Annotated in this window: 20 protein-coding genes and 1 riboswitch; of the genes, 11 read left to right on the top strand and 9 right to left on the bottom strand. The window is 60.2% G+C overall.

The genetic code is table 11. From position 1 onward, the window contains the following. Positions 1-389 precede the first annotated feature (389 nt). On the top strand, positions 390-2006 hold the full coding sequence (gene nadB, locus D8U60_RS10645) for an L-aspartate oxidase (protein ID WP_130900093.1): 1617 nt from the start codon (positions 390-392) through the stop codon (positions 2004-2006). Here the strand turns inward: nadB and D8U60_RS10640 are convergent. Together D8U60_RS10640 and D8U60_RS10635 are read right to left on the bottom strand one after the other, a co-directional pair. Next, positions 1975-2427: a protein YgfX gene (locus D8U60_RS10640; RefSeq protein ID WP_130900092.1), complete on the bottom strand. Its 453-nt coding sequence runs from the start codon at positions 2425-2427 to the stop codon at positions 1975-1977. The two genes, nadB and D8U60_RS10640, sit on opposite strands and share 32 nt — an antisense overlap. After that, positions 2411-2665, bottom strand: coding sequence for a succinate dehydrogenase assembly factor 2 (locus D8U60_RS10635; RefSeq protein WP_007911418.1), 255 nt, complete (start codon positions 2663-2665; stop codon positions 2411-2413). The genes D8U60_RS10640 and D8U60_RS10635 overlap by 17 nt, the downstream gene beginning before the upstream one ends. A gap of 150 nt (positions 2666-2815) precedes the next feature. On the opposite strand from D8U60_RS10635, the gene D8U60_RS10630 reads away from it, so the two are divergent. Beyond that, on the top strand, positions 2816-3757 hold the full coding sequence (locus D8U60_RS10630; protein WP_076566391.1) for a folate-binding protein YgfZ: 942 nt from the start codon (positions 2816-2818) through the stop codon (positions 3755-3757). Positions 3758-3791: 34 nt separating this feature from the next. Next, positions 3792-4613, top strand: a complete 822-nt coding sequence (locus D8U60_RS10625) for an HDOD domain-containing protein (RefSeq protein WP_016770675.1) — start codon at positions 3792-3794, stop codon at positions 4611-4613. A gap of 129 nt (positions 4614-4742) precedes the next feature. Here the strand turns inward: D8U60_RS10625 and D8U60_RS10620 are convergent, their stop codons facing one another. Next, on the bottom strand, positions 4743-6128 hold the full coding sequence (locus D8U60_RS10620; RefSeq protein ID WP_024011993.1) for a sensor histidine kinase: 1386 nt from the start codon (positions 6126-6128) through the stop codon (positions 4743-4745). Beyond that, positions 6121-6792, bottom strand: a complete 672-nt coding sequence (locus tag D8U60_RS10615; protein ID WP_024011992.1) for a response regulator — start codon at positions 6790-6792, stop codon at positions 6121-6123. The genes D8U60_RS10620 and D8U60_RS10615 overlap by 8 nt, the downstream gene beginning before the upstream one ends. Positions 6793-7237: 445 nt before the next feature. Between D8U60_RS10615 and D8U60_RS10610 the strand changes: the two genes are divergently transcribed. From D8U60_RS10610 to D8U60_RS10595, 4 genes are read left to right on the top strand one after another with little or no spacing between them, the layout of a single operon-like run. Beyond that, the gene (locus tag D8U60_RS10610) at positions 7238-8215 is read left to right on the top strand and encodes a tripartite tricarboxylate transporter substrate binding protein (RefSeq protein ID WP_024011991.1); all 978 of its coding nucleotides are present in this window, start codon (positions 7238-7240) and stop codon (positions 8213-8215) included. A 55-nt stretch (positions 8216-8270) separates the two neighbouring features. Then, the gene (locus D8U60_RS10605; protein ID WP_016771276.1) at positions 8271-8729 is read left to right on the top strand and encodes a tripartite tricarboxylate transporter TctB family protein; all 459 of its coding nucleotides are present in this window, start codon (positions 8271-8273) and stop codon (positions 8727-8729) included. Position 8730: 1 nt separating this feature from the next. Continuing rightward, entirely contained in the window at positions 8731-10245 is a 1515-nt protein-coding gene (locus D8U60_RS10600) for a tripartite tricarboxylate transporter permease (protein ID WP_016771277.1), read from the top strand. Continuing rightward, entirely contained in the window at positions 10238-11275 is a 1038-nt protein-coding gene (locus D8U60_RS10595; protein WP_122611725.1) for an AbrB family transcriptional regulator, read from the top strand. The genes D8U60_RS10600 and D8U60_RS10595 overlap by 8 nt, the downstream gene beginning before the upstream one ends. A gap of 112 nt (positions 11276-11387) precedes the next feature. On the opposite strand, the gene ung is transcribed toward D8U60_RS10595, so the two are convergent. Beyond that, positions 11388-12083 (bottom strand): uracil-DNA glycosylase, encoded by a 696-nt coding sequence (gene ung, locus D8U60_RS10590; protein WP_073473079.1) that lies wholly within the window; start codon positions 12081-12083, stop codon positions 11388-11390. A gap of 132 nt (positions 12084-12215) precedes the next feature. Between ung and D8U60_RS10585 the strand changes: the two genes are divergently transcribed. Continuing rightward, positions 12216-13328 carry an enoyl-CoA hydratase/isomerase family protein gene (locus tag D8U60_RS10585; protein WP_130900091.1) on the top strand — a complete coding sequence of 371 codons (1113 nt, stop codon included), beginning with the start codon at positions 12216-12218 and terminating at the stop codon, positions 13326-13328. A gap of 64 nt (positions 13329-13392) precedes the next feature. On the opposite strand, the gene D8U60_RS10580 is transcribed toward D8U60_RS10585, so the two are convergent. The 4 genes from D8U60_RS10580 to D8U60_RS10565 form a co-directional block, all read right to left on the bottom strand. Further along, complete coding sequence (locus D8U60_RS10580) at positions 13393-18924, bottom strand: calcium-binding protein (protein ID WP_130900090.1); 5532 nt, start codon at positions 18922-18924, stop codon at positions 13393-13395. Between the two features lie 2 nt (positions 18925-18926). Next, positions 18927-19781, bottom strand: a complete 855-nt coding sequence (locus D8U60_RS10575; protein ID WP_130900089.1) for a hypothetical protein — start codon at positions 19779-19781, stop codon at positions 18927-18929. Position 19782: 1 nt separating this feature from the next. After that, positions 19783-21087, bottom strand: coding sequence for a glycosyltransferase family 4 protein (locus D8U60_RS10570; RefSeq protein ID WP_241663534.1), 1305 nt, complete (start codon positions 21085-21087; stop codon positions 19783-19785). Between the two features lie 136 nt (positions 21088-21223). After that, positions 21224-21628 (bottom strand): hypothetical protein, encoded by a 405-nt coding sequence (locus D8U60_RS10565; RefSeq protein ID WP_016771286.1) that lies wholly within the window; start codon positions 21626-21628, stop codon positions 21224-21226. 350 nt (positions 21629-21978) lie between these two features. After that, positions 21979-22079, top strand: a riboswitch (guanidine-I (ykkC/yxkD leader). A gap of 63 nt (positions 22080-22142) precedes the next feature. Between D8U60_RS10565 and D8U60_RS10555 the strand changes: the two genes are divergently transcribed. Genes D8U60_RS10555 through D8U60_RS10545 form a run of 3 tightly spaced genes read left to right on the top strand, consistent with a single transcriptional unit; the run spans position 22143 to position 24829 of the window. Beyond that, positions 22143-23210 (top strand): putative urea ABC transporter substrate-binding protein, encoded by a 1068-nt coding sequence (locus tag D8U60_RS10555; RefSeq protein WP_130900088.1) that lies wholly within the window; start codon positions 22143-22145, stop codon positions 23208-23210. A gap of 18 nt (positions 23211-23228) precedes the next feature. After that, complete coding sequence (locus D8U60_RS10550) at positions 23229-24044, top strand: ABC transporter permease (RefSeq protein ID WP_024011982.1); 816 nt, start codon at positions 23229-23231, stop codon at positions 24042-24044. Further along, a complete protein-coding gene (locus tag D8U60_RS10545) occupies positions 24041-24829 on the top strand; it encodes an ABC transporter ATP-binding protein (RefSeq protein WP_130900087.1) in 789 nt (262 codons plus the stop codon). The genes D8U60_RS10550 and D8U60_RS10545 overlap by 4 nt, the downstream gene beginning before the upstream one ends. The last annotated feature ends 2 nt before the right edge of the window (positions 24830-24831 follow it).

Below are 24831 nucleotides of genomic sequence, written 5' to 3'. Positions count from 1 at the left end.
ATCTTGTTATCGGTTTCGCCGGCAGGAATCCAAACGCAGATTCCGCACTGAAGCCGACACTGTCCCTGGTTTCTGGCACCGTCTATTGATCTTGGGCCTTTGGCAAAAGTTCCAATTATTTATAGCCGTACCCACCTGACATTGCGCAACCCTGCTCGGAAAAGACTGTTTCAGCGCCGATACAGGTGTCATTTTTCAAAACCGATGAAAAAAACTTCCGACGAAGCACAGCGCTTTTTACTGCGCAGTAGTCTCACAATGCCATCTGGGCCCGGCTATTGTGCCGCCCAACCCCTCTATATACTAGTGGGCTGTGTGGCTGTCTTGACTCGCCGATCCAGCTGTCTTGCGCCAACCCCGACCCGGGTCGCTTTGAGCGGAATCCTGAAATGAGCCAACAGTTCCAACACGATGTTCTGGTGATTGGCAGCGGTGCTGCCGGTTTGACTCTCGCTTTGACCTTGCCCGGTCATCTGCGCATTGCCGTATTGAGCAAAGGCGATCTCGCCAACGGTTCGACCTTCTGGGCCCAAGGCGGCGTCGCTGCGGTGCTCGACGATACCGACACTGTCGAATCCCATGTCGACGACACCCTCAATGCGGGCGGCGGCCTGTGCCATGAAGACGCCGTACGCTTTACCGTCGAGCACAGCCGCGAAGCCATCCAATGGCTGATCGACCAAGGCGTGCCGTTCACCCGCGACGAACAGTCCGGCACTGAAGACGGTGGTTTCGAATTTCACCTGACCCGCGAAGGTGGCCACAGCCATCGACGGATCATCCATGCTGCCGACGCCACCGGCGCGGCGATCTTCAAAACCTTGCTGGCCCAGGCCAAAGAGCGCGCGAACATCGAATTGCTGGAACAGCGCGTCGCCGTCGATCTGATCACCGAACGCCGCTTGGGCATGGAAGGCGATCGTTGCCTGGGCGCTTACGTGCTGAACCGCGCCACGGGCGAAGTGGATACCTACGGCGCACGTTTCGTGATTCTGGCCTCGGGCGGCGCAGCCAAGGTCTACCTTTATACCAGCAACCCCGACGGCGCCTGCGGTGACGGCATCGCCATGGCCTGGCGTTCCGGCTGCCGCGTAGCCAATCTGGAATTCAACCAGTTCCATCCGACCTGTCTGTATCACCCGCAAGCCAAGAGTTTCCTGATTACTGAAGCGCTGCGCGGCGAAGGCGCGCATTTGAAGCTGCCCAACGGCGAGCGCTTCATGTATCGCTTCGATAAACGCGCCGAGCTGGCGCCTCGTGACATTGTCGCGCGGGCCATCGACCATGAAATGAAGCGCCTGGGTGTCGACTGCGTTTATCTCGACATCAGCCACAAGCCAGAATCGTTCGTCAAAAGCCACTTCCCGACTGTTTATGAGCGCTGCCTGGGCTTCGGCATCGACATCACCAAACAACCGATCCCGGTCGTCCCCGCCGCGCACTACACCTGTGGCGGAGTGATGGTCGATCAGCACGGTCGCACCGACGTGCCCGGCCTCTACGCCATCGGCGAAACCAGCTTCACCGGCCTGCACGGCGCCAATCGCATGGCCAGCAACTCACTTCTGGAATGCTTCGTTTATGCCCGTTCGGCAGCGGCGGACATTCTCGCGCAACTCGATGACGTCGCGGCGCCAACCGCTCTGCCCGTCTGGGATGCCAGCCAGGTGACCGACTCGGATGAAGACGTGATCATCGCGCACAACTGGGACGAGTTGCGCCGATTCATGTGGGACTACGTCGGCATCGTGCGCACCAACAAACGCCTGCAACGGGCGCAGCACCGGGTGCGTCTGCTGCTGGATGAGATCGATGAGTTTTACAGCAACTATAAAGTCAGCCGTGACCTGATCGAGTTGCGCAACCTGGCACAGGTTGCCGAATTGATGATCAGCTCAGCCATGGAACGCAAGGAAAGTCGCGGGCTGCATTACACCCTCGACTATCCGGATATGCTGCCCGAAGCGCTCGACACTATTCTGGTGCCGCCCACCTACGCCGGCTGAACTTGAGCCGCACTCGCAGGCGTCGGTGCAGATCCGCCGCCTGCGAGTCACGTGGCACGCAGATCGACCTGACCCGCCACTCTCCGCGCAGGCGAAAGCGCAGCACTACGATCAATGGCAGCGCCAGACTGTCCGGTCGTAACTGCGCAGCCTGCCAGCCATCAGCCTGATTCCAGACCTGCCAGCCATCGCCATCGCGCCGCAACCCGCAAAATGCTTGCGGATGTTTCAGCAGAATCTGCCGTGGCAGCACCCAAAAACCGTGCAGCGCACAGGCGCAAGCGCCGAGCAGGCTGGCCCAGAGCGGAATTGACAGCAGGAATAAAGAACCCATGGCGAACGCCTGGGCCAACAGATACGCCGCCAGCAACTGCCGTGAGGCATGCCAGCGGCATTCGAACGTATTACTTGGGCTGGACACGATCCAGAATCATCCGGACCATGCGTTGCAGCTCCGGATCTTCCGACTCGCTGCGCTCCATGAACCAGCCGAACATGTCCTGATCCTCACAGGTCAGCAAACGCACGTACAGATCGCGATCCACTTGATTCAACGTCGCGTAAACCTCCTGCACGAACGGCACCAGCAGCACGTCAAGCTCAAGCATGCCGCGACGGCTGTGCCAAAAGAGGCGATTCAGTTCAACTTGTTCGACCATGGAGCCCTCCTCGAATTTGCCGGGCAGTATACAGCCCCGGCGCGGGCCGCACAGTCGGCTTTGGTCGGGGACCCCTGATCCTTTATCAACTACCCATTTCAACCCTGCCCCCTTATGATGTGCCCCAGTCTATTTACCCTGCGATGACCCATGGCCGATTCTGCTTTTTTCTGCACCCTGTCTCATGAAGGCGTACTCGCGGTTCGCGGTGCGGACGCCGGAAAATTCCTGCAAGGCCAGTTGACCTGCAATATCAATTACCTGAGCGACACCCGCGCCAGCCTCGGCGCCCGCTGCACGCAGAAAGGCCGGATGCAGTCGAGCTTCCGCATCCTGCTTGAGGGCGACGGCGTGGTGATGGCGATGGCCAGCGAGCTGCTCGAGCCGCAACTGGCCGACCTGAAAAAGTACGCGGTGTTCTCCAAATCGAAACTGACCGACGAAAGCGCCGCCTGGGTGCGCTTCGGTCTGGCACATGGCGATGCAGCCCTGACCAGCCTCGGTCTGGCACTGCCCGCCGAAACCGACAGCGTTGTACGCAATGAAGGCCTGATCGCAATTCGCGTTTCGCCCGAGCGCGCCGAACTCTGGGTGCCTGCCGCTCAGGCGCCAAACATTCAAAGCCAACTGTCCGCCACGCTGGCTGAGGGCGAACTGAATCAATGGCTGCTGGGCCAGATCCGCGCCGGTATCGGCCAGGTCATGCCTTCCACTCGCGAACTGTTCATCCCGCAGATGCTCAATCTGCAGGCGGTCGGCGGGGTGAGCTTCAAGAAAGGTTGCTACACCGGCCAGGAAATCGTTGCGCGCATGCAGTACCTGGGCAAGCTCAAGCGGCGCCTGTACCGCCTGCACCTCGACGCAGCCGAGTTGCCGGAGCCCGGCACTCAGTTGTTCGCGCCCAGCCACAACAGCTCGATCGGCGAAGTGGTGCTGGCGGCCAATGCCGAGGGAAACATTGAACTCCTGGCCGTGTTGCAGGCCGAAGCTGCCGAAGCCGGTGATTTGCGTCTGGGCGCCCTCGAAGGCCCCGCGTTGCACGTGCTCGACCTGCCTTACGAACTGGATCGCGACCGCGAAATCCAGCGTTGATCGCAGCATTGTTGCAACACCCTAGAGAGTCCAAATGAGCGAACTGGCGGAAAAGGTCCAACAGGATTTGGTTGCGGCCATCGATAACGATGACCTGGTTCTGCCAACGTTGCCGGAAGTGGCCCTGCAGATTCGCAAGGCCGCCGAGGATCCGGAAATCAGCGTCAGCGATCTGAGCAAAGTCATCGGCCGCGATACCGCGCTGTCGGCGCGCCTGATCAAAGTGGTCAACAGTCCGCTGCTGCGCGCCGCGCAGGAAGTCACCGACCTGCACACCGCCATCACCCGTTTGGGCATCAACTACAGCAGCAACCTGGCGATCGGTCTGGTGATGGAGCAGATCTTCAATGCCCGCTCCGAGGTGGTCGAACAGAAGATGCGCGAAGTCTGGCGCAGCAGTCTGGAAATCGCTGGCGTCAGCTATGCGCTGTGTCGTCGTCACACTCAGCTCAAACCCGATCAGGCGGCACTCGGCGGGCTGGTGCATCAGATTGGTGTGTTGCCGATCCTGACTTACGCCGAAGACCACAATGAACTGCTCTCGGATGCGGTCAGCCTGACCCATGTGATCGAGCAGATTCACCCATTGCTGGGCGAGAAATTGCTGCGGGTCTGGGAGTTTCCCGAGCGCCTGGTGCATTTGCCGTTGCTGTATCAAGACTTCAGCCGCGACTCGACGCGCATCGATTACGTCGATGTCGTGCAAGTGGCCAATTTGTATTGCCGCAAGGACACCGATCATCCGTTTGCGCGGATTGATCCGTTTAGCGTGCCGGCGTTCAGGAAGCTGGGGATTGACCCGGAGAACAAGCAGTTCTGCGCGGATCTGGAAGAATCGCGGTCGATGTTCTACTGACCTGTGGTGAGGGGATTTATCCCCGTTGGGTTGCGCAGCGACCCTAGACTCTGCGATCCGAACCGCGACTGCTGCGCAGCCGAGCGGGGATAAATCCCCTCGCCACAAAAAACCCTTGCCACAAAAGTATTACCCGGCAATAAAACTGACCCGCACCTTCAACCCTGCCTGCTCGCCATCATGCAAGGTGATCTGCGCCAGATGCGCGCGACAGATCTCGCCGACAATCGCCAAGCCCAGACCTGAACCGGCAACCTGCTGATTGCGCCGATAAAACCGTTCGAACACTCGATCACGCTCGTGCAGCGGGATGCCCGGCCCGTCGTCCTCAACCTCAAGCACCGCCGGGGCCGTGACCCGCAGAATCACATTGCCGCCCGATGGCGTATGCGCCAGCGCGTTGTCGACCAGATTGCTCAGCAGCTCATTGAGCAGCGTCGGCTCACCGCGCAGCCACACCGGCTCATCCGCTTCAAGCGCCAGCGCCACGCCGCGCTTGTGCGCCAACGGCGCCATGGCCATGCCCAGCTCTCGGGCCAACTGACTCAGATCGAGCAACTGCGCCCCACCCTCGGCAATTGCCCGCGCACCGTTTTCGACCCGGGCCAGCGATAGCAGCTGATTGGCCAGATGGGTCAGGCGATCGGTGCTTTGCGCGGACGATTCAAGGGTGGTGCGCCAGGTCTCCGGCTCGTTCGAGCGCAGGCCCAGTTCCAGGCGTGCCTTGAGTGCGGCCAGCGGCGTACGCAACTCGTGAGCGGCATCGGCGATGAACTGCGCCTGCCGCTCGAACTGGCCGCGCAGACGCTCGGTGAAATGATTGAGCGCGCGGACCAAGGGTCCCAATTCATGCTGCACTTCCACCAGCGGCAGCGGCCGCAAGTCGTCGGGCTGGCGTTCCTCAACAGCGGTTCTTAACCGCTCCAGCGGGCGCAACGCCGCACTTACCGCGAACCACACCAGCAGCAATGCACCCACGGCCAACATGCCCAGGCGCAACAGGGTGTCAGCCGCCAGACTGCGCGCCATGCTGACCCGCGCTTCGTCGGTTTCAGCCACGCGGATTTCCGCCATGCCGTTCATGTTCGGCTCGCTTACCGCTTTGAGCAGGCTGACCACACGCACGTTCTGGCCGTTGTACTTCGCGTTGTAAAAGCGCGCCAGCGCCGGATAGCTGTCGGTACGTGGCGTGCCGGGCGGTGGCCCGGGGAGATTTTCGTAGCCGGAAATCAGCTTCTGGTGAATGTCGTTGACCTGGTAATAGATGCGCCCGGCGCTGTCGTAGGCGAAGGTGTCCAGCGCCACGTAAGGCACGTCGGCGCTGAGGCTGCCATCACGCTGCGACAATCCGGCAGCGATGGTCCGTGCCGAGGCCAGCAGCGTGCGGTCATACGCGGTGTCGGCGGCTTCGCGACCATTCCAATAAGCGCTCAAGCCACTGGCAAGCATCAGCACCACCAGCAACCATCCAAGGTTCCACAGCAACCGCCAGCGCAGGCTGCTGGGCTTATGCATCGCGGCTTTCCAGCAGATAGCCGAGGCCACGGAAGGTGACGATGGCCACGGGCTGGCCATCGAGCTTCTTGCGCAAGCGGTGCACGTAGATTTCGATGGCGTCGGGGCTGGCTTCTTCGTCGAGGCCGAACACCTGCGCGGCCAGTTGTTCCTTGCTCATCACTCGCCCCGGCCGCGCGATCAACGCTTCGAGGACGGCCTGCTCGCGAGAGGTGAGGGTCAGCAGTTCGTCGCCGAGGGTGAAGCGCCGCGTATCGAGGTCGTAAGCCAGCACACCACAGCGTTGCTGACGCTCGCCGCCCAGCACACTGCGGCGCAGCAGGGCTTTGACTCGCGCTTCCAGTTCCGTCAATTCGAACGGCTTGGCCAGGTAGTCGTCAGCACCGAGATTGAGGCCATGCACGCGATCCTTGACGTCACTGCGCGCGGTCAGCATCAACACCGGCAGGTTCTTGCCGCGAGCACGCAGCCGCGCCAGCACCTCGAAACCGTCCATGCGCGGCAGGCCGACGTCGAGGATCGCCACGGCGTATTCCTCACTTCCCAGCGCCAGGTCGGCGGCTACGCCATCGTGCAACACATCCACCGTCAGACCGGTGCTCTTGAGCGCCTGAGCCACGCTTTCGGCCAGTTGCAGATGGTCTTCGACGAGCAGAACACGCATGGATTTTTACCTCGTTCAGGGTTGGCCGACGCCACGCTTTGTCGCGGAGTTTACAGCCGCAACCGCCGCTGTGAAGCCCGAAAAACCGTGAAAGACAATTGAAAGGTTGTTGAAAGGTTAGCCGGTTAGAGTCGGCCCACGGACAGTTTCGACTGTCGCCGCTGCCGCCACACAGCGCAACGCAAAACGCCATGAAGCGTTTTCGACTCATAAGAACAATAACGGAGTACCCCAGCATGCCCTCCATGCGCACCGAGGCTGTAATGCCTGCTCGCCTTGCTCGATTCCACCGTTGCACCGTCGGCTTCTCGCCGCAGTCCTGTTTCCCCTCCGTTGTTTCAGTCGTTGCGCTCGCGCCGCGAGAAAACTGCGCCTGCCGCTAGGTTTTCGCGTTGCCCTTTGGTCATTCGGTCCATCCATAACAACAACTCCTCTGGAGACTCAAATGAACGTATCACTGCGTAAAGTTGCTCTCGCCGCTGGCGCGATGCTGTTTGCCGGCCAACTCATGGCCGAGCCGAAACGTCCGGAATGCATCGCCCCCGCCTCCCCCGGCGGTGGTTTCGACCTGACCTGCAAACTGGTGCAGAGCGCACTGGTCAACCAGAAGCTGCTGAGCAAACCGATGCGCGTGACCTACATGCCCGGCGGCGTCGGCGCGGTGGCTTACAACGCAGTAGTGGCGCAACGTCCGGCGGATGCCGGCACGCTGGTGGCGTGGTCGAGCGGTTCGCTGCTGAACCTGGCCCAAGGCAAGTTCGGTCGCTTCGATGAAACCAACGTGCGCTGGCTCGCGGCCGTCGGCACCAGCTACGGCGCCATCGCAGTGAAAAGCGATTCGCCCTACAAGACCCTCGACGATCTCGTTCAGGCGTTGAAGAAAGATCCAGGCTCGGTGGTTATCGGCTCCGGCGGCACCGTCGGCAGCCAGGACTGGATGCAGACCGCACTGATCGCCAAGGCTGCCGGGATCAACCCGCGCGAACTGCGTTACGTGGCACTCGAAGGCGGCGGTGAAATCGCCACGGCCCTGCTCGGCGGCCACATCCAGGTCGGCAGTACCGACATCTCCGACTCCATGCCGCACATCCAGAGCGGCGACATGCGTCTGCTCGCGGTGTTCTCGGACAAGCGTCTCGACGAACCGGAAATGAAGGACATCCCGACCGCTCGCGAGCAAGGCTACGACATCGTCTGGCCAGTGGTGCGTGGCTTCTACCTCGGGCCAAAAGTCAGCGACGAAGACTACGCCTGGTGGAAGGACTCCTTCGACAAACTGCTGGCTTCCGACGAGTTCGCCAAGCTGCGCGATCAGCGTGAGCTGTTCCCGTTCGCCATGACCGGCCCGGAACTGGACACCTACGTGAAGAAGCAGGTTGCCGACTACAAAGTGCTGGCCAAAGAGTTCGGCCTGATCCAGTGATCGTCTCTGTCTAGTGGCTGCGTCTCCTACGCGGGGACGCAGCACAGGAGCTCCCATGCTTATTCAACGCATTTTCGCCTCGGTGTTGCTGCTGGTGTGTGCCGGCCTGGCACTGATGGCGTGGCCGTACCAAGCGGCTTTTTCCTATGAACCGGTCGGCCCGCGCGCCTTTCCGCTGCTGATGCTCGGCCTGATGGGGCTGGCGCTGCTGTACATGGTGTTTCGCCCGGCGCCGATCAAACACAACCCGGATGAGCCGCCGCTGGATCGCGAAACCCTGACCAAGATCGGTCTGTGCGTGGTGTTGTTGCTGGTGTTCGCCGGCACCTTCGAACCCCTTGGTTTCATCGTGGCCAGCATCATTACCGGCGTACCGATGGCCCGTCTCTATGGCGGCCGCTGGCTGCCGAGCGTGGTGATCATCAGCCTGATGGCGGTTGGTCTCTATCTGCTGTTCGATCGCTTGATGGATGTTCCGCTGCCCCTCGGCCTGCTCAGCGTCCTGGAGAACTGATATGGATACCCTTGGCTATTTGGGTCAGGGCTTCGGCGTCGCGCTGAGCCCGTACAACCTGGTGACCGCACTGTGCGGCACCCTGATCGGCACCGTCGTCGGCCTGTTGCCGGGCCTTGGTCCGATCAACGGCGTGGCGTTGCTGATTCCGATCGCGTTCGCGCTCGGCCTGCCGCCGGAGTCGGCGCTGATCCTGCTCGCGGCGGTCTATCTGGGCTGCGAATACGGCGGCCGGATCAGCTCGATCCTGCTGAACATTCCGGGTGAAGCTTCCACCGTCATGACCACCCTCGACGGCTACCCGATGGCTCGTAAAGGTATGGCCGGTGTCGCGCTGTCACTGTCGGCGTGGAGTTCGTTCATCGGCGCGTTCATCGCCACCTGCGGCATGGTCCTGTTTGCGCCGCTGCTGGCGAAATGGGCGATTGCCTTCGGACCGGCGGAATACTTCGTGCTGATGGTGTTCGCGATTGTCTGTCTCGGCGGCATGGCCGGTGATCGACCGCTGAAGACCTTTATTGCGGCGCTGATCGGTCTGTTCCTTTCCACCGTCGGCATCGACGCCAACAGTGGCGTGTACCGCTTCACCGGCGACAACATTCACCTGACCGACGGCATCCAGTTCGTCGTGCTGGTGCTGGGTCTGTTCTCGATCAGCGAAATCCTTCTGCTGCTGGAAAAAACCCACCACGGCCAGGAAGCGGTGAAAGCCACCGGCCGGATGATGTTCAACTTCAAGGAAGCGGCGTCGGTTTTCGTCGTCAACGTGCGCTGCGGCGTGCTCGGTTTCATCATGGGCGTGCTGCCCGGTGCCGGCGCAACGCTCGCCAGTGCCGTGGCCTACATGACCGAGAAGCGCATCGCCGGCACCAGCGGCAAATTCGGTGAAGGCGATCCCCGTGGTCTGGCCGCGCCGGAAACCGCTATCGGCGGCGCGGCGTGCGGCGCTCTCGTTCCGATGCTGACCCTCGGCGTTCCGGGTTCGGGTACCACCGCAGTGATGATCGGCGCGCTGTCGCTGTACAACATCACCCCGGGCCCACTGCTGTTCCAACAGCAACCGGACATCGTCTGGGGCCTGATCGCTTCGTTGTTCATTGCCAACGTGATGCTGGTGATCCTCAACATCCCGATGATCCGCGTATTCACCCGCATCCTCGCCGTGCCGAACTGGGCGCTGGTGCCGATCATCGCGATCATCACCGGGATCGGCGTTTACGCGGTGCACGCGACCACCTTCGATCTGTTCCTGATGATCGGTATCGGCATCTTCGGTTACATCCTGCGCAAGCTGGATTTCCCGCTGTCGCCGCTCCTGCTGGGCTTCATCCTCGGTGGCCTGATGGAGCAGAACCTGCGTCGCGCCCTGTCGATCTCCAATGGCGCGCTGGAGATTCTCTGGTCGAGTCCGATCACCTTCGGTTGCTGGATCCTCACCGCGATCATGCTGCTGATGCCGCTGATCCGCATCTGGCGCAAGCGTTCGGCGGCACGACGCGTCATTGCCGATGTTTGATCGCTTGTCCCTGAAAGCCTGGTGGGGCACCCCGCTGGTCGGTCTGCTTGGCGGTTTCATCGCCAGCCAGATCGGCTGGCCGCTACCGTGGATGGTCGGCTCGTTGCTGGCGATCATCCTGGTGCGCTGCCTGACGCCGTGGCAACTGGCGGAAATCCCCGGCGGGCGCAAGTGCGGCCAGTGGATCGTCGGCATCGGTATCGGCCTGCACTTCACCCCGCTGGTGATGGAACAGGTGCTCAGTCATTTCGGTTTGATCTTCTTCGGTGCGCTGGTTACCAGCCTGTCTGCGGTGGTCGGCGTATGGCTGATGCGCCGCACCGGCGAGGATCGCGCCACGGCGTTTTTCTCAAGCATGCCCGGTGGTTCCGGGGAGATGGTCAACCTCGGCGCGCGCAACGGTGCTCTGCTCAGCCATGTCGCAGCCGGGCAGAGTCTGCGGGTGTTGGTGGTGGTGTTGTGCGTGCCGGCAGCGTTCAAGTATCTGCTCGGTGACGGCACGCCGATTTCTCACGCCGGCAGTGTCGATTGGCGCTGGCTGGCGATTCTGTTTCCGGCGGGCGCCCTGCTCGCCTGGCTCTGGCAGCGTCTGCGCCAACCCAATCCATGGCTGTTCGGGCCGTTGCTGGTCAGTGCGGCAGTCAGCATTACGTGGGATCTGCACATCGGCTTACCCAACGGCGGCAGTCAGATCGGCCAATGGCTGATTGGCAGCGGTCTGGGCTGTCACTTCAATCGGCAGTTCTTCCGCCGCGCGCCGTCGTTCATGGGCCGGACGTTGATCGGCACGGCGCTGACCATGTTGATCGCGTCGCTGGCGGCGTTGGGCTTGAGTGCGTTGACCCATCTGGATCTGCGTTCGCTGACCTTGGGCATGATGCCCGGCGGGATCGCCGAGATGAGCCTGACGGCGGAGACCCTGCAACTGTCGGTGCCGCTGGTGACGGCGATGCAGGTGATGCGGCTGTTGTTTGTGCTGTTTCTGGCGGAGCCGTTGTTCAAGTACTGGAATCGTATTCCAGAGTCCTGACTGACTGATCGTTCCCACGCTCTGCGTGGGAATGCCTCAATGGACGCTCCGCGTCCGCTTTGGGACGCAGAGCGTCCCGGGCTGCATTCCTTTGCTGCGCGTGGGAACGATCTCAGGCGAGAGGCGGCAAGCGCCAGTCGATCGGCGTTTCGCCATTCTGTTCGAGAAACTTGTTGGTCCGGCTGAAATGCCCACAGCCCAAAAACCCCCGATAGGCCGACAACGGCGACGGATGCACCGAGGTCAGCACCAGGTGCTTGGTCGCGTCGATCAGCTTCTGCTTGCTCTGCGCATGGGCGCCCCAAAGCATGAACACCAGATGCGGCTGCCGTTCGCTGACCACTTCAATGATGCGGTCGGTGAAGTGTTGCCAGCCCTTGTCCTTGTGCGCGTTGGCGTTGGCGCGTTCAACCGTCATGGTGGTGTTGAGCAGCAGCACGCCCTGTTCGGCCCAGCTCTGCAGGTAGCCGTGGTTGGGAATGTCGATATTGAGGTCGCGCTTCAGCTCTTTATAGATGTTGACCAGCGACGGCGGTGCCGGCACGCCCGGTTGCACCGAAAAGCACAGACCGTGGGCCTGGCCCGGGCCGTGGTAAGGGTCCTGGCCGAGAATCACCACTTTCACCTTGTCCAGCGGCGTTGAGTTCAGGGCATTGAAAATCATCGGTCCCGGCGGATAGATCTCCTTGCCGGCCGCCCGCTCCTGCTGCAGAAAGCTGCGCAACTCTGCCATGTAAGGCTGGTCGAACTCAGCACGCAGTGCCTCCTTCCAGCTCGGTTCGAGTTTGATACGGTCGTCAGCAGTCATGGTCATTTCCGGCAAAAACAATGGGGCGAACCCTAGGAAAGCCGACCACGCTTGTCAATTGATCTGACGCAGATCCGGCACTTTCCCCCATAGCGATCATACTGTTCGCTCAAATTCCCGATCGAGGTCACGATGAATCTGCACTTCGAAGAACTAACCGGTACCGACGGCGCCCGCATCGGCATCGCCAGCCTGGATGCCGAAAAATCGCTGAACGCACTGTCCCTGCCGATGATCAACGCGCTCAGCGACAAATTGAACGCCTGGGCCAATGACCCGCAAATCGTCTGCGTGCTGCTGCGCGGCAACGGCGCCAAAGCCTTCTGCGCCGGCGGCGAGGTGCGCAGTCTGGTCGAAGCCTGCCGCGCTCACCCCGGCGAAGTCCCTCCGTTGGCCGCGCAGTTTTTCAGCGCGGAATATCGCCTCGATTACAGCCTGCATACCTATCCCAAGCCGCTGATCTGCTGGGGTCACGGTTATGTGCTCGGTGGCGGCATGGGTCTGCTGCAGGGCGCCAGCACGCGGATCGTCACGCCGAGCAGCCGTCTGGCGATGCCGGAAATCACCATTGGTCTGTATCCGGACGTTGGCGCCAGTTGGTTTCTTGCGCGGTTACCGGGCAAGCTCGGCTTGTTTTTCGGCCTGACCGGCACGCATATCAACGGCCGTGATGCGCTGGATCTGGATCTGGCCGACCGCTTCCTGCTCGACGAACAGCAACCGCAATTGATCGAAGGCTTGCTGCAATTGAACTGGCAGGAACAGACCGCCATGCAGCTCAACAGCCTGCTCAAGGCTCTGCAGCAGGAGGCACTCGAGCAAATGCCCGAAGCGCAGTGGCTGCCGCGTCGTCAGCAGATCGACGAACTGCTCGATGTCAGCGACGTTGCCTGTGCGTGGAAAGCCATCAGCCTGCACCGCGACAGCAGCGATCCATTGATCGCCCGCGCGGCGAAAACCATGACCGAGGGTTCACCGCTGACCGCGCATCTGGTCTGGGAACAGATCAGCCGCGCGCGGCACATGTCGCTGGCCGAAGTATTTCAGATGGAATACACCCTGAGCCTCAATTGCTGCCGTCATCCGGAATTCAGCGAAGGCGTGCGCGCGCGTTTGATCGACAAGGATCAGAAGCCGCACTGGCACTGGCCGGATATCAATAACGTGCCGGATGCAGTGGTCGAGGCGCACTTTCACAAGGTATGGGAGGGGCGGCATCCGTTAGCGGATCTGACCCAGTATTGAGATGACGCGAGGCCCGCGATGGCGACTGGATTGCCATCGCGGGCCGGCTCAATCGGTCGTCTTGTCAGACATTCAGCTCGTAGAACTCAATGATTTCCTTGATTGCCCGCTGCGCTTCATCGTCGCCCTTTATCAAAATATCCTCGACATCCCTCAGTGGCGGAAGCGGGTGCAGACGTTCAGCAATTTGCGTTGCGCTGTAGTCTTGAGTCGCTGTTCCTTCGCTGACTCTTATGAAGCCAATAGCGCTTTCACCTGCGGCAAAGTGCCTGGAAACCCGGATTTTCGGCGCCATGCCGTAATCCACCACGATCACCAGATCATCGCGCTCACGATGAAACTTCAGGTTGTCGATCGTCAGCCTGCGTTCGGAAAAATCGATTCCATCCTGTCCGCCTCCGTTGTTGATGATCACGTCTCTGCCGAGGCCATCGTATCGGTAGAGATCATTTCCAGCGCCGCCCGCCAGCGTGTCATTGCCCGGCCCACCCACCAGCAGGTCGTCACCGAGGCTGCCCGTGAGCACGTCATCCCCTTGGATGCCTCGGATCTCCCCCGCGCCGCTTATCGTGTCGTTGCCGCGACCGCCTACGAGTGGCAGCGCTCGTCCGTCTCGCAGGGAGGTTGAACGGGTGGGATGGTTGACGATGACACCCGTACGAAAAGTCTCGGGCGCAGGGCCGAGCTGACTTGATTCCAGGAGCTGCTTCAAATTTTCGACCGACCCATCGGCGAACTTGACGAGCTCAATACCGGCGCCCTCAAGTTCACCGTTGAGGGGCAAGACGATGCGGACTTTCTGTGTCCCGCCCCATTGGATATCGAGTGTCGGGTGAAGCATTTTCGCTCTCGGCGGGTTGCGGTAAGCCCCGCGATCCGGGTTGGGCTCCAGCTCGACATGGGTGGTCTCAATCAGCGCAGCACCCCAGCTCAATTGCAGTGCATCGCGCTGCGCATCTGCTGGAAGAACGACCGTGTCCTGATCGATCAATCCGTACTCGTCTTTCCACCCCGCTACGCCGACTTCTGCACGATGGAAAACAGGGTTGAGCACGTCCGCAATCGTGGTTGTCGCCCCGGCATGCGCTTGCACGATGTAGGTGTCGGCGCCGTCTTCGCCGTAGAGCCAGTCATCACCCGATCCGCTGAGCAGATAGTCGGCGCCCTCGGAGCCGAGCAAGGTATCGTCACCTGCACCTGCGGATAAAAACGCGCCCGGTGTTCTGTCGCCGACAGTGCCGTAGTCAAGTGGGGAGCCTGCATAAGCGACGATCAGATCGTCTCCCGCGCCGCCGTGGAAAACGTTTTCCACTTCGACGTTGACCCGCCCGCCGGCATCGTTGCCATGGACGATTTTGCGTTTGATCGTTTCAGTTGTGACATCCCAGCGAAACGCCTTGGGCACTGTTGCGCCCGAACCGAAGCTTGCCGCCGGATAGACGCACCAGCCTTCAAGCGCGCCGGATTGCTTTCGGTCCTCAACCAATACGTCGCCCGTATTGAAGGAAAACCCGTTGGCCGAGCCGGATCGATAATAGCGAGGCGCCTGACTTGAGGAGGCGACTGCTCCCTCGGCTTTCACCGGTTTATGTTCGACACGGGTTGTGGTTGTCGACTGCCTTTCACTGACCACAGCGTGCCCTGCATCAGCCTTCATCCATGGCGGCGTTTCAGACAGTGTCCCTGCGTCGATGCTGTCCTCGCTCAGCTCGGTGTGAGTGGTGTAACCGGTGTCGCTGGTGGTGACATGACTGCGCACCCAGACGCCTTGCTCATTCAAGGTAAAACCTGTGGCGTGTCTGCGGGCGGAGCGTTTTGACTTGATTTGCGCGAGGAACTCATCGGTCCAGTTGACCGTTTGAACAGATGCCACTGAGCCTTGCGCCGCAGCGGTGACATCGTCTGGCTTAACCGGATCCTCAACTTTGCTTTCAGGGGTTGCCGGGACGGTGACAGGTTCCGGTACGGGTGGCTCGGACATCTCTATCGGTGGCAATGTTTTGCGCAGGACATCTGCGTAATCCAGTACCCCGCCGTCGCTGAAACTGAATGTGGAATCCTTCCACTTCTCGTGATTCTTGATGAGTATCGCGTCGCCTGTGCCATTGGCCAGTCGCAACACCGTACCGACGGAAACTTCGATAACGTCGGCCTTCAGACTTTTCGCGCAAAACCCTGCACCGAACCTGATGATGTTGCGGCCGCCGGCATCGGTGACGATATCCAGGCCGTCGCCAGCGCCGAAATAGTAGATGTCGGCGCCATCCATGCCATCCAGCACGTCAGCACCGGGACCGCCATCAAACACGTTGTCACCGGAATCACCGCGAAGGTAGTCCGTCCCTTCCCCGCCCAGCAGGGTGTCGTTGCCACCACCTCCGAGCAGCGTGTCGTTACCTGAGCCACCGTGCAGATAATCGGCATTGTGCTCGGCCTCAGCGCTGTTTTCGTAATCGCCGGCAAGAATGTCGTCATCCGCGCCGCCGTCCAGCGTGTCGGCACCGAAACCACCCTGTAACGTATCGTTTCCTTCGCCGCCCTGAAGCACGTCATTGTTGCTTCCGCCCGGTTGCAGGTCAGATACGTCGCCATCGAGAAAATCAGCCCCTGCGCCACCCGTCAGCGTATCCGCGCCGCCCATGCCGCGCAGGGTGTCATCCCCCGCGCCGCCATCGAGAAAGTCGTTGCCGTGATAGCGAACCGGATGCTCAGGGCTATCGCCGATCAGATCGTCATTACCTTCGCCGCCGAAGAACAAATCATCGCCACCGCCGCCCCAGAGCGTGTCATCGCCGGAGCCACCGTCCAGCAGATCATCGCCAAAAAAATGCGCGGCATCGCCTTCGACGCCGTCCAGTACGCCGTCATCACCCTGCAAAATGTCGTTGCCAGGGCCGCCATACAGCGCGTCGCTGCCACCGTTACCGGCGAGCCGGTCATCACCGCTACCGCCGTCCAGCACATCGTTGCCATGGTGTTTGCTGGGTAGCCCACCGCCCCAATCGAGGTTGTCGCCGAGCATTACGTCGTTGCCGCTGCCACCGGTCAGGGTGTCGTCACCTTGATCGCCTTTGAGAAAATCGTCGTCAGCTCCGCCGTCAAGCAGGTCCTCACCCCAGCCGCCGTTGATAATGTCCTTGCCGCCCTGCCCGTACAGCACGTCGTCACCGCCCTCGGGCGCACTGTTTATCGAGGCCTTTGAATAGACCGCTCGGTGACTGGTTACACCGCGAGCTATGGGGACGTCAGCGCGTTTGACCGCCCAACCTTGTTCCAGTGCACCGGTGGTTTCGTCTCCGGATAACACATCGTCGCCAGCACCGCCGATCAAGGTATCCCGGTCATTACCACCAAGCAGAACATCTCGGGATGCCGTACCGATAAGCAAATCGTCACCTTGCCCGCCGTCGAGCCAGTCTCCGCGACTTGCCTTGCCCTTGGCGTCACCGTCGGCCATAGCTTTTTCGAGCGTCGTCTGCTTGTCGCCGAATAACCGATCGTCTCCAGCCTTGCCGAACAATCGATCAGAACCACCCAAGCCGAGAATGACGTCGTCTGCGGCGGAACCGTAAAGTACGTCGGCCTTGTTGCGCTGTTTTACCTGGGGCAGCAGCACCACGTTGCCCAGTTCATCAAAGGAGGGCTGATCGCCGGGGACACTCGGATCTGTGTCTTTGGCTTTCCAGTCGCCCTGAAGCGTCAAAGCCGCAGCAGTGAGCGGCTGCCCCTCGTATTCAGGGAGGCGGATGCCAAGCATCCCGGGCTGAAAGTTCTTGATGACCACCAGATCGCTCTGGCCATATTTGATGTTGAGGGTGTTTTCAACAAGCGTCAGGGTGATGGACCGATCCTCGGCAGACCAGATATTGCTCAGAGGCGCGCGGCGTTTGAGTGCGGGAATCGGTGCGCCGTTGATCCACAGCTGCCCATCGGCGTTGGCATCAAGAATCTCGTCGATGCCATCGCCGCTGGCGAATTCATAACGGTCGTTGCCTTCGCCCCCGATCAAGGAGTCGTTACCCTTTCCTCCGATCAGAACATCGTCACCGGCCATCCCGTACAACTCATCATTGCCGTCACCTCCGGTTAGCGAGTCGTTACCGCGACCACCTTCAATGACATCGTGACCGGCCATCCCATGGATCGAGTCATTGCCCACGCCGCCATACAGATGATCGGCATTTGCGCCGCCGGCGAAAGATCGCCCACCGTCATCACCGAACATGGCCAGCGGGTTCAGCACTCCGGTGGTCATCGGCGCCTGTTTGCCTGAGGCGAGATCGGAGTAGGAAAACTGCTGCAGCGAGTGTTCTGCGAACGAGCCTTGGGTTCGGGCAATCAAACGGGCGAGCATCTGCGCACGGTCCGCCAGCCACTGCGCGGTGATAAAGCCTTCGCCAGTGTGCGGATCGTAAAGCTCGAGGTTGCGATCGGGATAACCGTCGGCTCGTTCTATGACGACTTCACTGAGTTGCTGCAAAGAATTGCGCAACGCCAGACCGAGCGGCGTCGCCTCGCCTGCCAGTTTCGCCCATGCATTGGCATTGCCGAACTCGCCTATTGTCCGGGTGACGATGCTTTGCGACTGCTCTGGGGAGAATGCCGAGAAGAAGGCGTAAGCGTTGCTGGCGAAGGTGTCATTGGTGGTGGGTATGGCAGCAGAATCGCCGTCGTAAGTGCGCTTGAACATGTCGAGAAATTCGTTCTGGCCGCAGCGCAAGATCAGCTCGACCACGGCGGCAACAGGCGTGCCTTCGACTACATGCTGAATCAGCGGATTCACACTGCCACTGGCCAGCGCGATGTTGATTTGCTCGGGTACGACCGAGAGCAGACTTTGCAGTGGATTGATGCCGAAATTGCTGATCGCCGCTTGCAGGCCGACGCTATAGGCGTCGATGGCGAAGAGAATGTTTTTATAGTCGTCGAGCCGGTTGGGTTTTGCCTGAGTGGGTGGGCCGTCATCTTCCGCATTCGGGTCGCCAGCAGAGATCAGTCTCCAGGTTTCATAGGGAGGTTTACCGCCCAGCAGGCTGAATCCGACTGTTCCAGACCAGCCGGCATTGCGTTTCACGGCGGTATCGTCCTCCCCGCAAACCTCCTTGAACAGCGCCTCGCCAATCGCGCTGGCGTCGATTTCAGCGATCTGGCTGATTGACGGAACCGTCCACGGCGCCAGTTGACCGGCAAGGGATCCGTTGATCAGGGTATTGATGAAGTTGACGGCAACCTGGTTGGATGAAAGCTGCATCAGGTCTTCACTGAAAATTGTATTCAGTCTGAGTTCACCCTGGCGTGAGGTGTAACCACGAATCAGGGCAGAGTAGGCACCGTTTCCACCGTTGGCATCAATGGCCACGGCGAGCCAGAGTCTGGCGCTTTTCAGCACGTCTCCAGCCTCTTTATCGGCAGCTGCAACGTCGGAAACTTTCTCACCAATAATATCGAACAGCTTTTGGTACAGGGGGGCGCAGCTTGCCCCTGCTAATTTCAGTGCATCGTACTGAAGTTGTTTTGAGCGCAGCCTCATTCCTTTGCAAATATTTGCTGCGTTGAAAATCTCTGATTTTTCCATATCGCTGAATACATAACTCATTGTTACTTCCTTGTAATAACAGAGCGTGAAAGATAGTCACTGAGATATCTGAGCATCTCAGGTGCTTCGCGTAATGACGCTAATCCGAGACCTACGCTACCGTGCCCCCCGGCAAAGTCGAAGTTATCCAGATTGATATTGCAGAAGAAATTCAGTTTGCCGAAATCAAGATTTTCCAATTCAGTTCTGCTGAACCTTGCCAGTTTCTCGTCAGTCAGCCTTTCCTCCGAAGCCGGGCGAATCAAGCCGTCACAGTTGATCAACCGAGGGGTTCCATCTCGCCGCGGCCAGCCAGTAATGACAAACGTTCTAACCGAATCTTCATTCTTGAAATGCGGCGGAGGTGCATCGAGCCAAATCTCCAGCCCCGGATAATTCTTTAGTTTCACAATCAACTCATCCGGCCAGTTGACGTGTCGATAACCCCGCTCATGGGGCTCGGTAGTTTCCTTTCTGGTAAAAAGCCCGGCATTCAATTTATAGAGCCGCCAGCTTTCGGGGATCGGTTCCACGCGCTGATTCTGGTGCCGATGCAGCCCCGTCCCGGTCCACCAGAAAAGGCCCTTCAGAGCAATCGCCAGACACGCTTTCTTGTTCACCATCTCAGGCATGCCAACGTAAAACTCCGGGACTAGCGTCTTATCTATATAGGCGCCGCCTAATATCGGCACTTGCTTCATGCTCGCCAGCTTGCTCTGGCAAGCTTTCTCGTTTGCCTGGTGAATAGCCGCCGACTCGGCAGATTGTTCTTTGCGAATATAAAATTCCGCTACGCAATAACAGACATAAAAGAACAATCCATACTTCAATAACCTTTTAAACCACTTGATCGTCTGCTTACGCGACTTCCTGGACATTTCAAACCTCCCGCTCAAACTGCGGAACGGTTGGTATGTCGTTATGCCCGGATATCGCGCTTGCAAAAATCTCAAAATATTGGCTCACGCCCGATTCCACACTGAACCGACCTGCCGTCAACTTCGCGGCGCTGGCAAGAGCATCGTACTCACCTGCCGACTTCAAAACCTTGCTTACACTTTTGGCAATTCCTTGATGGTCGAAGAAATCCACCAACACGCCATTAGCCCCATCGACAATGACTTCCCTTACCGGAGCCGTATCCGACGCAACAACCACACAACCAGACGCCATCGCCTCCAGTAACGACCACGACAAGACAAACGGATACGTCAAATAAACATGGACTTTGGAACATGTCAGAACCGCGCGGAAAGTCTGGTAAGGAAGTTTCCCTGTGAAATGCACTCTGGAGTGATCGAAACTGACTTCTGCCTCCATCCTGCTGCGCCAATCCGGGTACCCGACCGGCTTACTCCCATAACTGACACCGTCACCGCCAACCACGATGATCTGCGCATCTGGGCACTCGGCCTGAATAAGCGGGATCGCTCGCATGAAACTGTGAAAGCCGCGATAAGGCTCAAGGTTTCTGGCGACATAGGTAACGATCGGCTGTCCCGCTTTGAGCTCGATTCCATTGGGCAATCTGACTGCCCCGACTTTCGCCAGGTCTGAACGTTGAATCACACCTTCGTGAATGACCCGAATCGCCGACCGGTAAGCGGCCGGAAACAGGCTGCGCTGCCACTGCGTAGGCGCGATTGCGATATCACATTGTTGAAGATTCAACAGATGCAGCGAGTTGAGCACTCGCAGCCGTGACGACTCCCTTGTAGCTCGCCGGAATTCGGGATCGAACCCGCAATCGGCGCCCTGCGCTCGATAGTAATACTCGCAATAGTGAATCAGCGGCGTATCGGCATAGACATCCTTGGCAAACAGCGTCTCTCCCCATCCGGGATGAGCAAGAATGACATCTGGCTGATAACCCGAACGTTTCAGCCTGCCCAGGATTTCAAAAACCTTCTGCCCGTCGATCACCGCTTGCTCATAGCGGATCAGATACGGGTGAATATTGCCGGGCGCTCGGCTGGTCGCTCGATATCGATGGATTTGCACCCCGGCGATGCCCGGTGCCGTGTCCCGGCCGATCGCCACAACCTCATCACCGCGCTCCAGCGCTGCCAGCACCACATGACGGAACTGACCGGGAAAATTTTGATGAATAACCAGTAGCTTCATAGCGCTGAACGTCCATTTTTCGCCGCTATCGAGCTGAGGATTGCTCGCCTCGTTCGGCATCCATGAACGCTAACAAACACCACAAAATGAAACTGTAGGACGCTTCCGGGATTGCCTTGGGAGATGGCCCACGGAACGCTTTTTCGCCGGGCAAAAAAAAGCGGCGCTTGATGCGCCGCTTGTTCGTTGCGGTGATTTACCAGCGGTTGCCACGGCCGTTGTAGTCACGGCGACCGCTGTGACGATCATAGTTGCCGCGACCCCGGTGGTCATTGTCCCAACCGCCGCGACGGTGGCCGTCCCAGCGTCCGCGATCGTTGCCGTGCCAGCGACGGCTTTCGTAATGACGCGGGGCCGGCTGATAGTGCCGAGGCGCCTGGTAATAACGCGGTTGCTGGTAGTAACGCGGCGCTGGTTGGTAGTAGCGCGGCTGAGTGTAATAAGTGCCGCCGCTGCGGTAATAGGAGCCGCCACCGCTGTAATAGGCCGGTGCGGGTGATGTGTAGACCTCTGACCTGTAGTAGCTGTCTCCATAGGAATAAGGAACGCATCCGCCAAGGGAAAAAAGCATTACGGCAAGCAGTACGATTCGGCGATACATGGCGGCCTCCTGGACCGCGGGTTGGCCACACCAGCGACGCTGGCAGGCGACCGTCAGCAATTGCGTGACGGTCGAAGAATCAGACAGCGATTTCAGAATCTGGTGCGTTCCTGCAACAAGTTGAAACAAGTGATCATGAAATCTTGTTTATTCGCAAAATCAGCGACCCGTGAAGCGTAAACGCGCTGCATGACGGTGCAACCACGCACCACCACGATGCGCCGTCGCTCGCCCCGCTCACCTCGGCAATCCAGCAGATCCCCGCCGCAGAGGCCTCGGCCCGACTTGGCACGCCTCTCGCTTTAGCAAACCTGTGCAGGAGTCATCACAGGTTCGCGGCACCACAATTTGCAATGGCTGACTAGGGTTCCGGCTCGCAAGCGCGAGTGGCTGGTCCGAGAGTTGGCGACCTCCAGTTGAGGTTACACGGCGGGACAAAAGCCCGGGAGACAAGCCACCGTTCGCGGTGCCGCGTTGCCTTCCTGTCCGCCCTCGATCAACTGGAGAATCCGCAATGATCCGACTACGTTTCCCCGCCCTGCTCGCCGCCGCCTTCGCCGCGCTCATCAGCACGCAATCTTCCGCCGCCCAGAAAGACCACTTCAGCGTGTGCTGGACGATCTACGCCGGCTGGATGCCATGGGAATACGCCGGCAGCCAGGGCATCGTCGACAAATGGGCGAAGAAATACGGGATCAAGATCGACGTCGTGCAGCTCAACGACTACGTCGAATCGATCAACCAGTACACCGCCGGCCAGTTCGACGGCTGCACCATGACCAACATGGATGCGCTGACCATTCCGGCTGCCGGCGGCGTTGACAGCACCGCGTTGATCGTCAGCGATTTCTCCAACGGCAACGACGGCATCGTGCTCAAGGGTGAAGGCAAGAAAGTCGCCGACCTCAAGGGCATGGACGTCAATCTGGTCGAGCTGTCGGTCTCGCATTACCTGCTGGCTCGCGCGCTGGACTCGGTGGACCTGACCGAGAAAGACCTGAAAGTGGTCAACACCTCCGACGCCGACATTGCCGCCGCATTCAACACCGACGACGTCAACGCCGTGACCACCTGGAACCCGATGCTCTCGGATATCAAGGCCAAACCCGGCGTCACCGAAGTGTTCAATTCCAGCCAGATCCCCGGCGAGATCATGGACATGATGGTGGTCAACAGCGCCACCCTCAAAGACAACCCGGCCCTGGGCAAAGCGCTGACCGGCGCGTGGTTCGAAGTGGTCGCTTTGATGAACGCGAAAACCGCCGCGAGCAAAGCTGCGCTGGAACACATGGCCAAGGCCTCGGGTACTGATCTCGCCGGCTTCCAGGCGCAACTGGACACCACAAAACTGTTCGCCACGCCAAGCGAAGCGCTGAATTTTGCCACCAGCAAACAACTGCCGGACACCATGCGCAAGGTCGCGGAATTCTCCTTCGAGCACGGCCTGCTCGGCGAAGGCGCGAAGGACCCGAGCGCGGTCGGCATGTCCTTCGCCAACGGCGTGACCAGCGGCGACACCGCCAATCTCAAGCTGCGTTTCGATCCGACCTACGTGCAGATGGCCGCCGACGCCAAGCTGTAAGCCACGGAGGATTTGGCCATGCGCCTGATCAATCGCCACCCTGATCGCCCGAGTCGCCTGTTGCTGGTGATCCTGCCGTTCGCGCTGGTGCTGTTCGCCTACTTCACAGGCTCGGCCGAGCGCCTGGCGGACAACCCCAACGACAAACTGCTGCCCAGCGCCGTGCAGATGAGCGACGCGGTAAAACGCCTGGCCTTCAACGCCGACAGCCGCACCGGTGAATACCTGCTGTGGCAAGACACTGCGTCCAGTCTGCGCCGTTTGGCCATCGGCCTCGGCATCGCGGCGCTGGCGGGTCTTTGCCTCGGTATTGCGGCGGGCACCCTGCCGCTGTTCGGCGCGCCGTTGTCGCCGTTGCTGACGGTGCTGTCGATGGTGCCGCCGCTGGCGATCCTGCCGATTCTGTTCATCGTCTTCGGCCTGGGCGAGTTGTCGAAAGTCATGCTGATCGTGATTGGCATCACCCCGGCGCTGGCCCGGGATCTGGAACAGCGTGCCCGTGACATTCCGGTCGAACTGCTGATCAAGGCGCAGACCCTCGGCGCCTCGACCTGGACGCTGATGCTGCGCGTGGTCTTGCCGCAGCTGTTGCCGCGCTTGCTGATCTCGCTGCGCTTGATGCTCGGTTCGGCGTGGCTGTTCCTGATTGCCGCCGAAGCGATCGCCTCCACCGATGGCCTCGGCTACCGAATCTTTCTGGTGCGGCGCTACCTGGCGATGGATGTGATCCTGCCCTACGTGGTGTGGATCACCCTGCTCGCCTGGCTGATGGACTGGGGCTTGAAACAGCTGACCCAGCGCGCTTTCCCTTGGTACGAGGGTGCGGCGAAATGAGCTTCATCACAGTAAAGAACGTCTGGCAGCAGTACGCCGATCAAGTGGTTCTGGAAGGCTTGAACCTGAGCGTCAACGAAGGCGAGTTCTGCACCTTGGTCGGCGCCTCCGGTTGCGGCAAATCGACCTTCCTGCGCCTGCTGCTCGGCCAGGAAAGCGCCAGTCGCGGGGAGATTCTGCTCGACGGCCAGCCCTTGGCCAGCGAGCCGGATGCCAGCCGTGGCGTGGTCTTTCAACGCTACTCGGTGTTCCCGCACCTGAGCGTGCTCGACAACGTCGCCCTCGGTCTCGAATTGCCGCGCGCGCCCTTGCTTGGCCGGCTGTTCGGCAACGCCAAACGCGAGGCGCGCGAGCAGGCTGCAGACCTGCTGACAAAAGTCGGCCTCGGCCATGCGCTGGACAAGTACCCGGCACAGCTGTCCGGCGGCATGCAGCAACGCTTGGCCATCGCCCAGGCGCTGATCATGAAGCCGCGCGTGTTGCTGCTCGACGAACCGTTTGGCGCGCTCGATCCGGGCATCCGCAAAGACATGCACGCGCTGCTGCTGGAGCTGTGGCGCGAGACGCAACTGACGGTGTTCATGGTCACCCACGACCTGTCCGAGGGCTTCAGCCTCGGCACGCGCCTGCTGGTGTTCGACAAGGTGCGCCTCGACCCGCACGCCCCCGGCGCCTATGGCGCTCGCATCACCTACGACATTCCGTTGAACAGCGACCGCCGCGCCCAGCGCGCCGCCGTCGAGGCCCTGCCGCTGCCGCTGGCGGGCACCCTTCGCACTGCTTGAGA

Source organism: Pseudomonas sp. Sample_11 (assembly GCF_004307505.1).
Lineage (GTDB): Bacteria > Pseudomonadota > Gammaproteobacteria > Pseudomonadales > Pseudomonadaceae > Aquipseudomonas > Aquipseudomonas atacamensis.
Note: the sequence above shows the minus strand (reverse complement) of the source record. Positions and strands in the feature narration are given on the sequence as shown.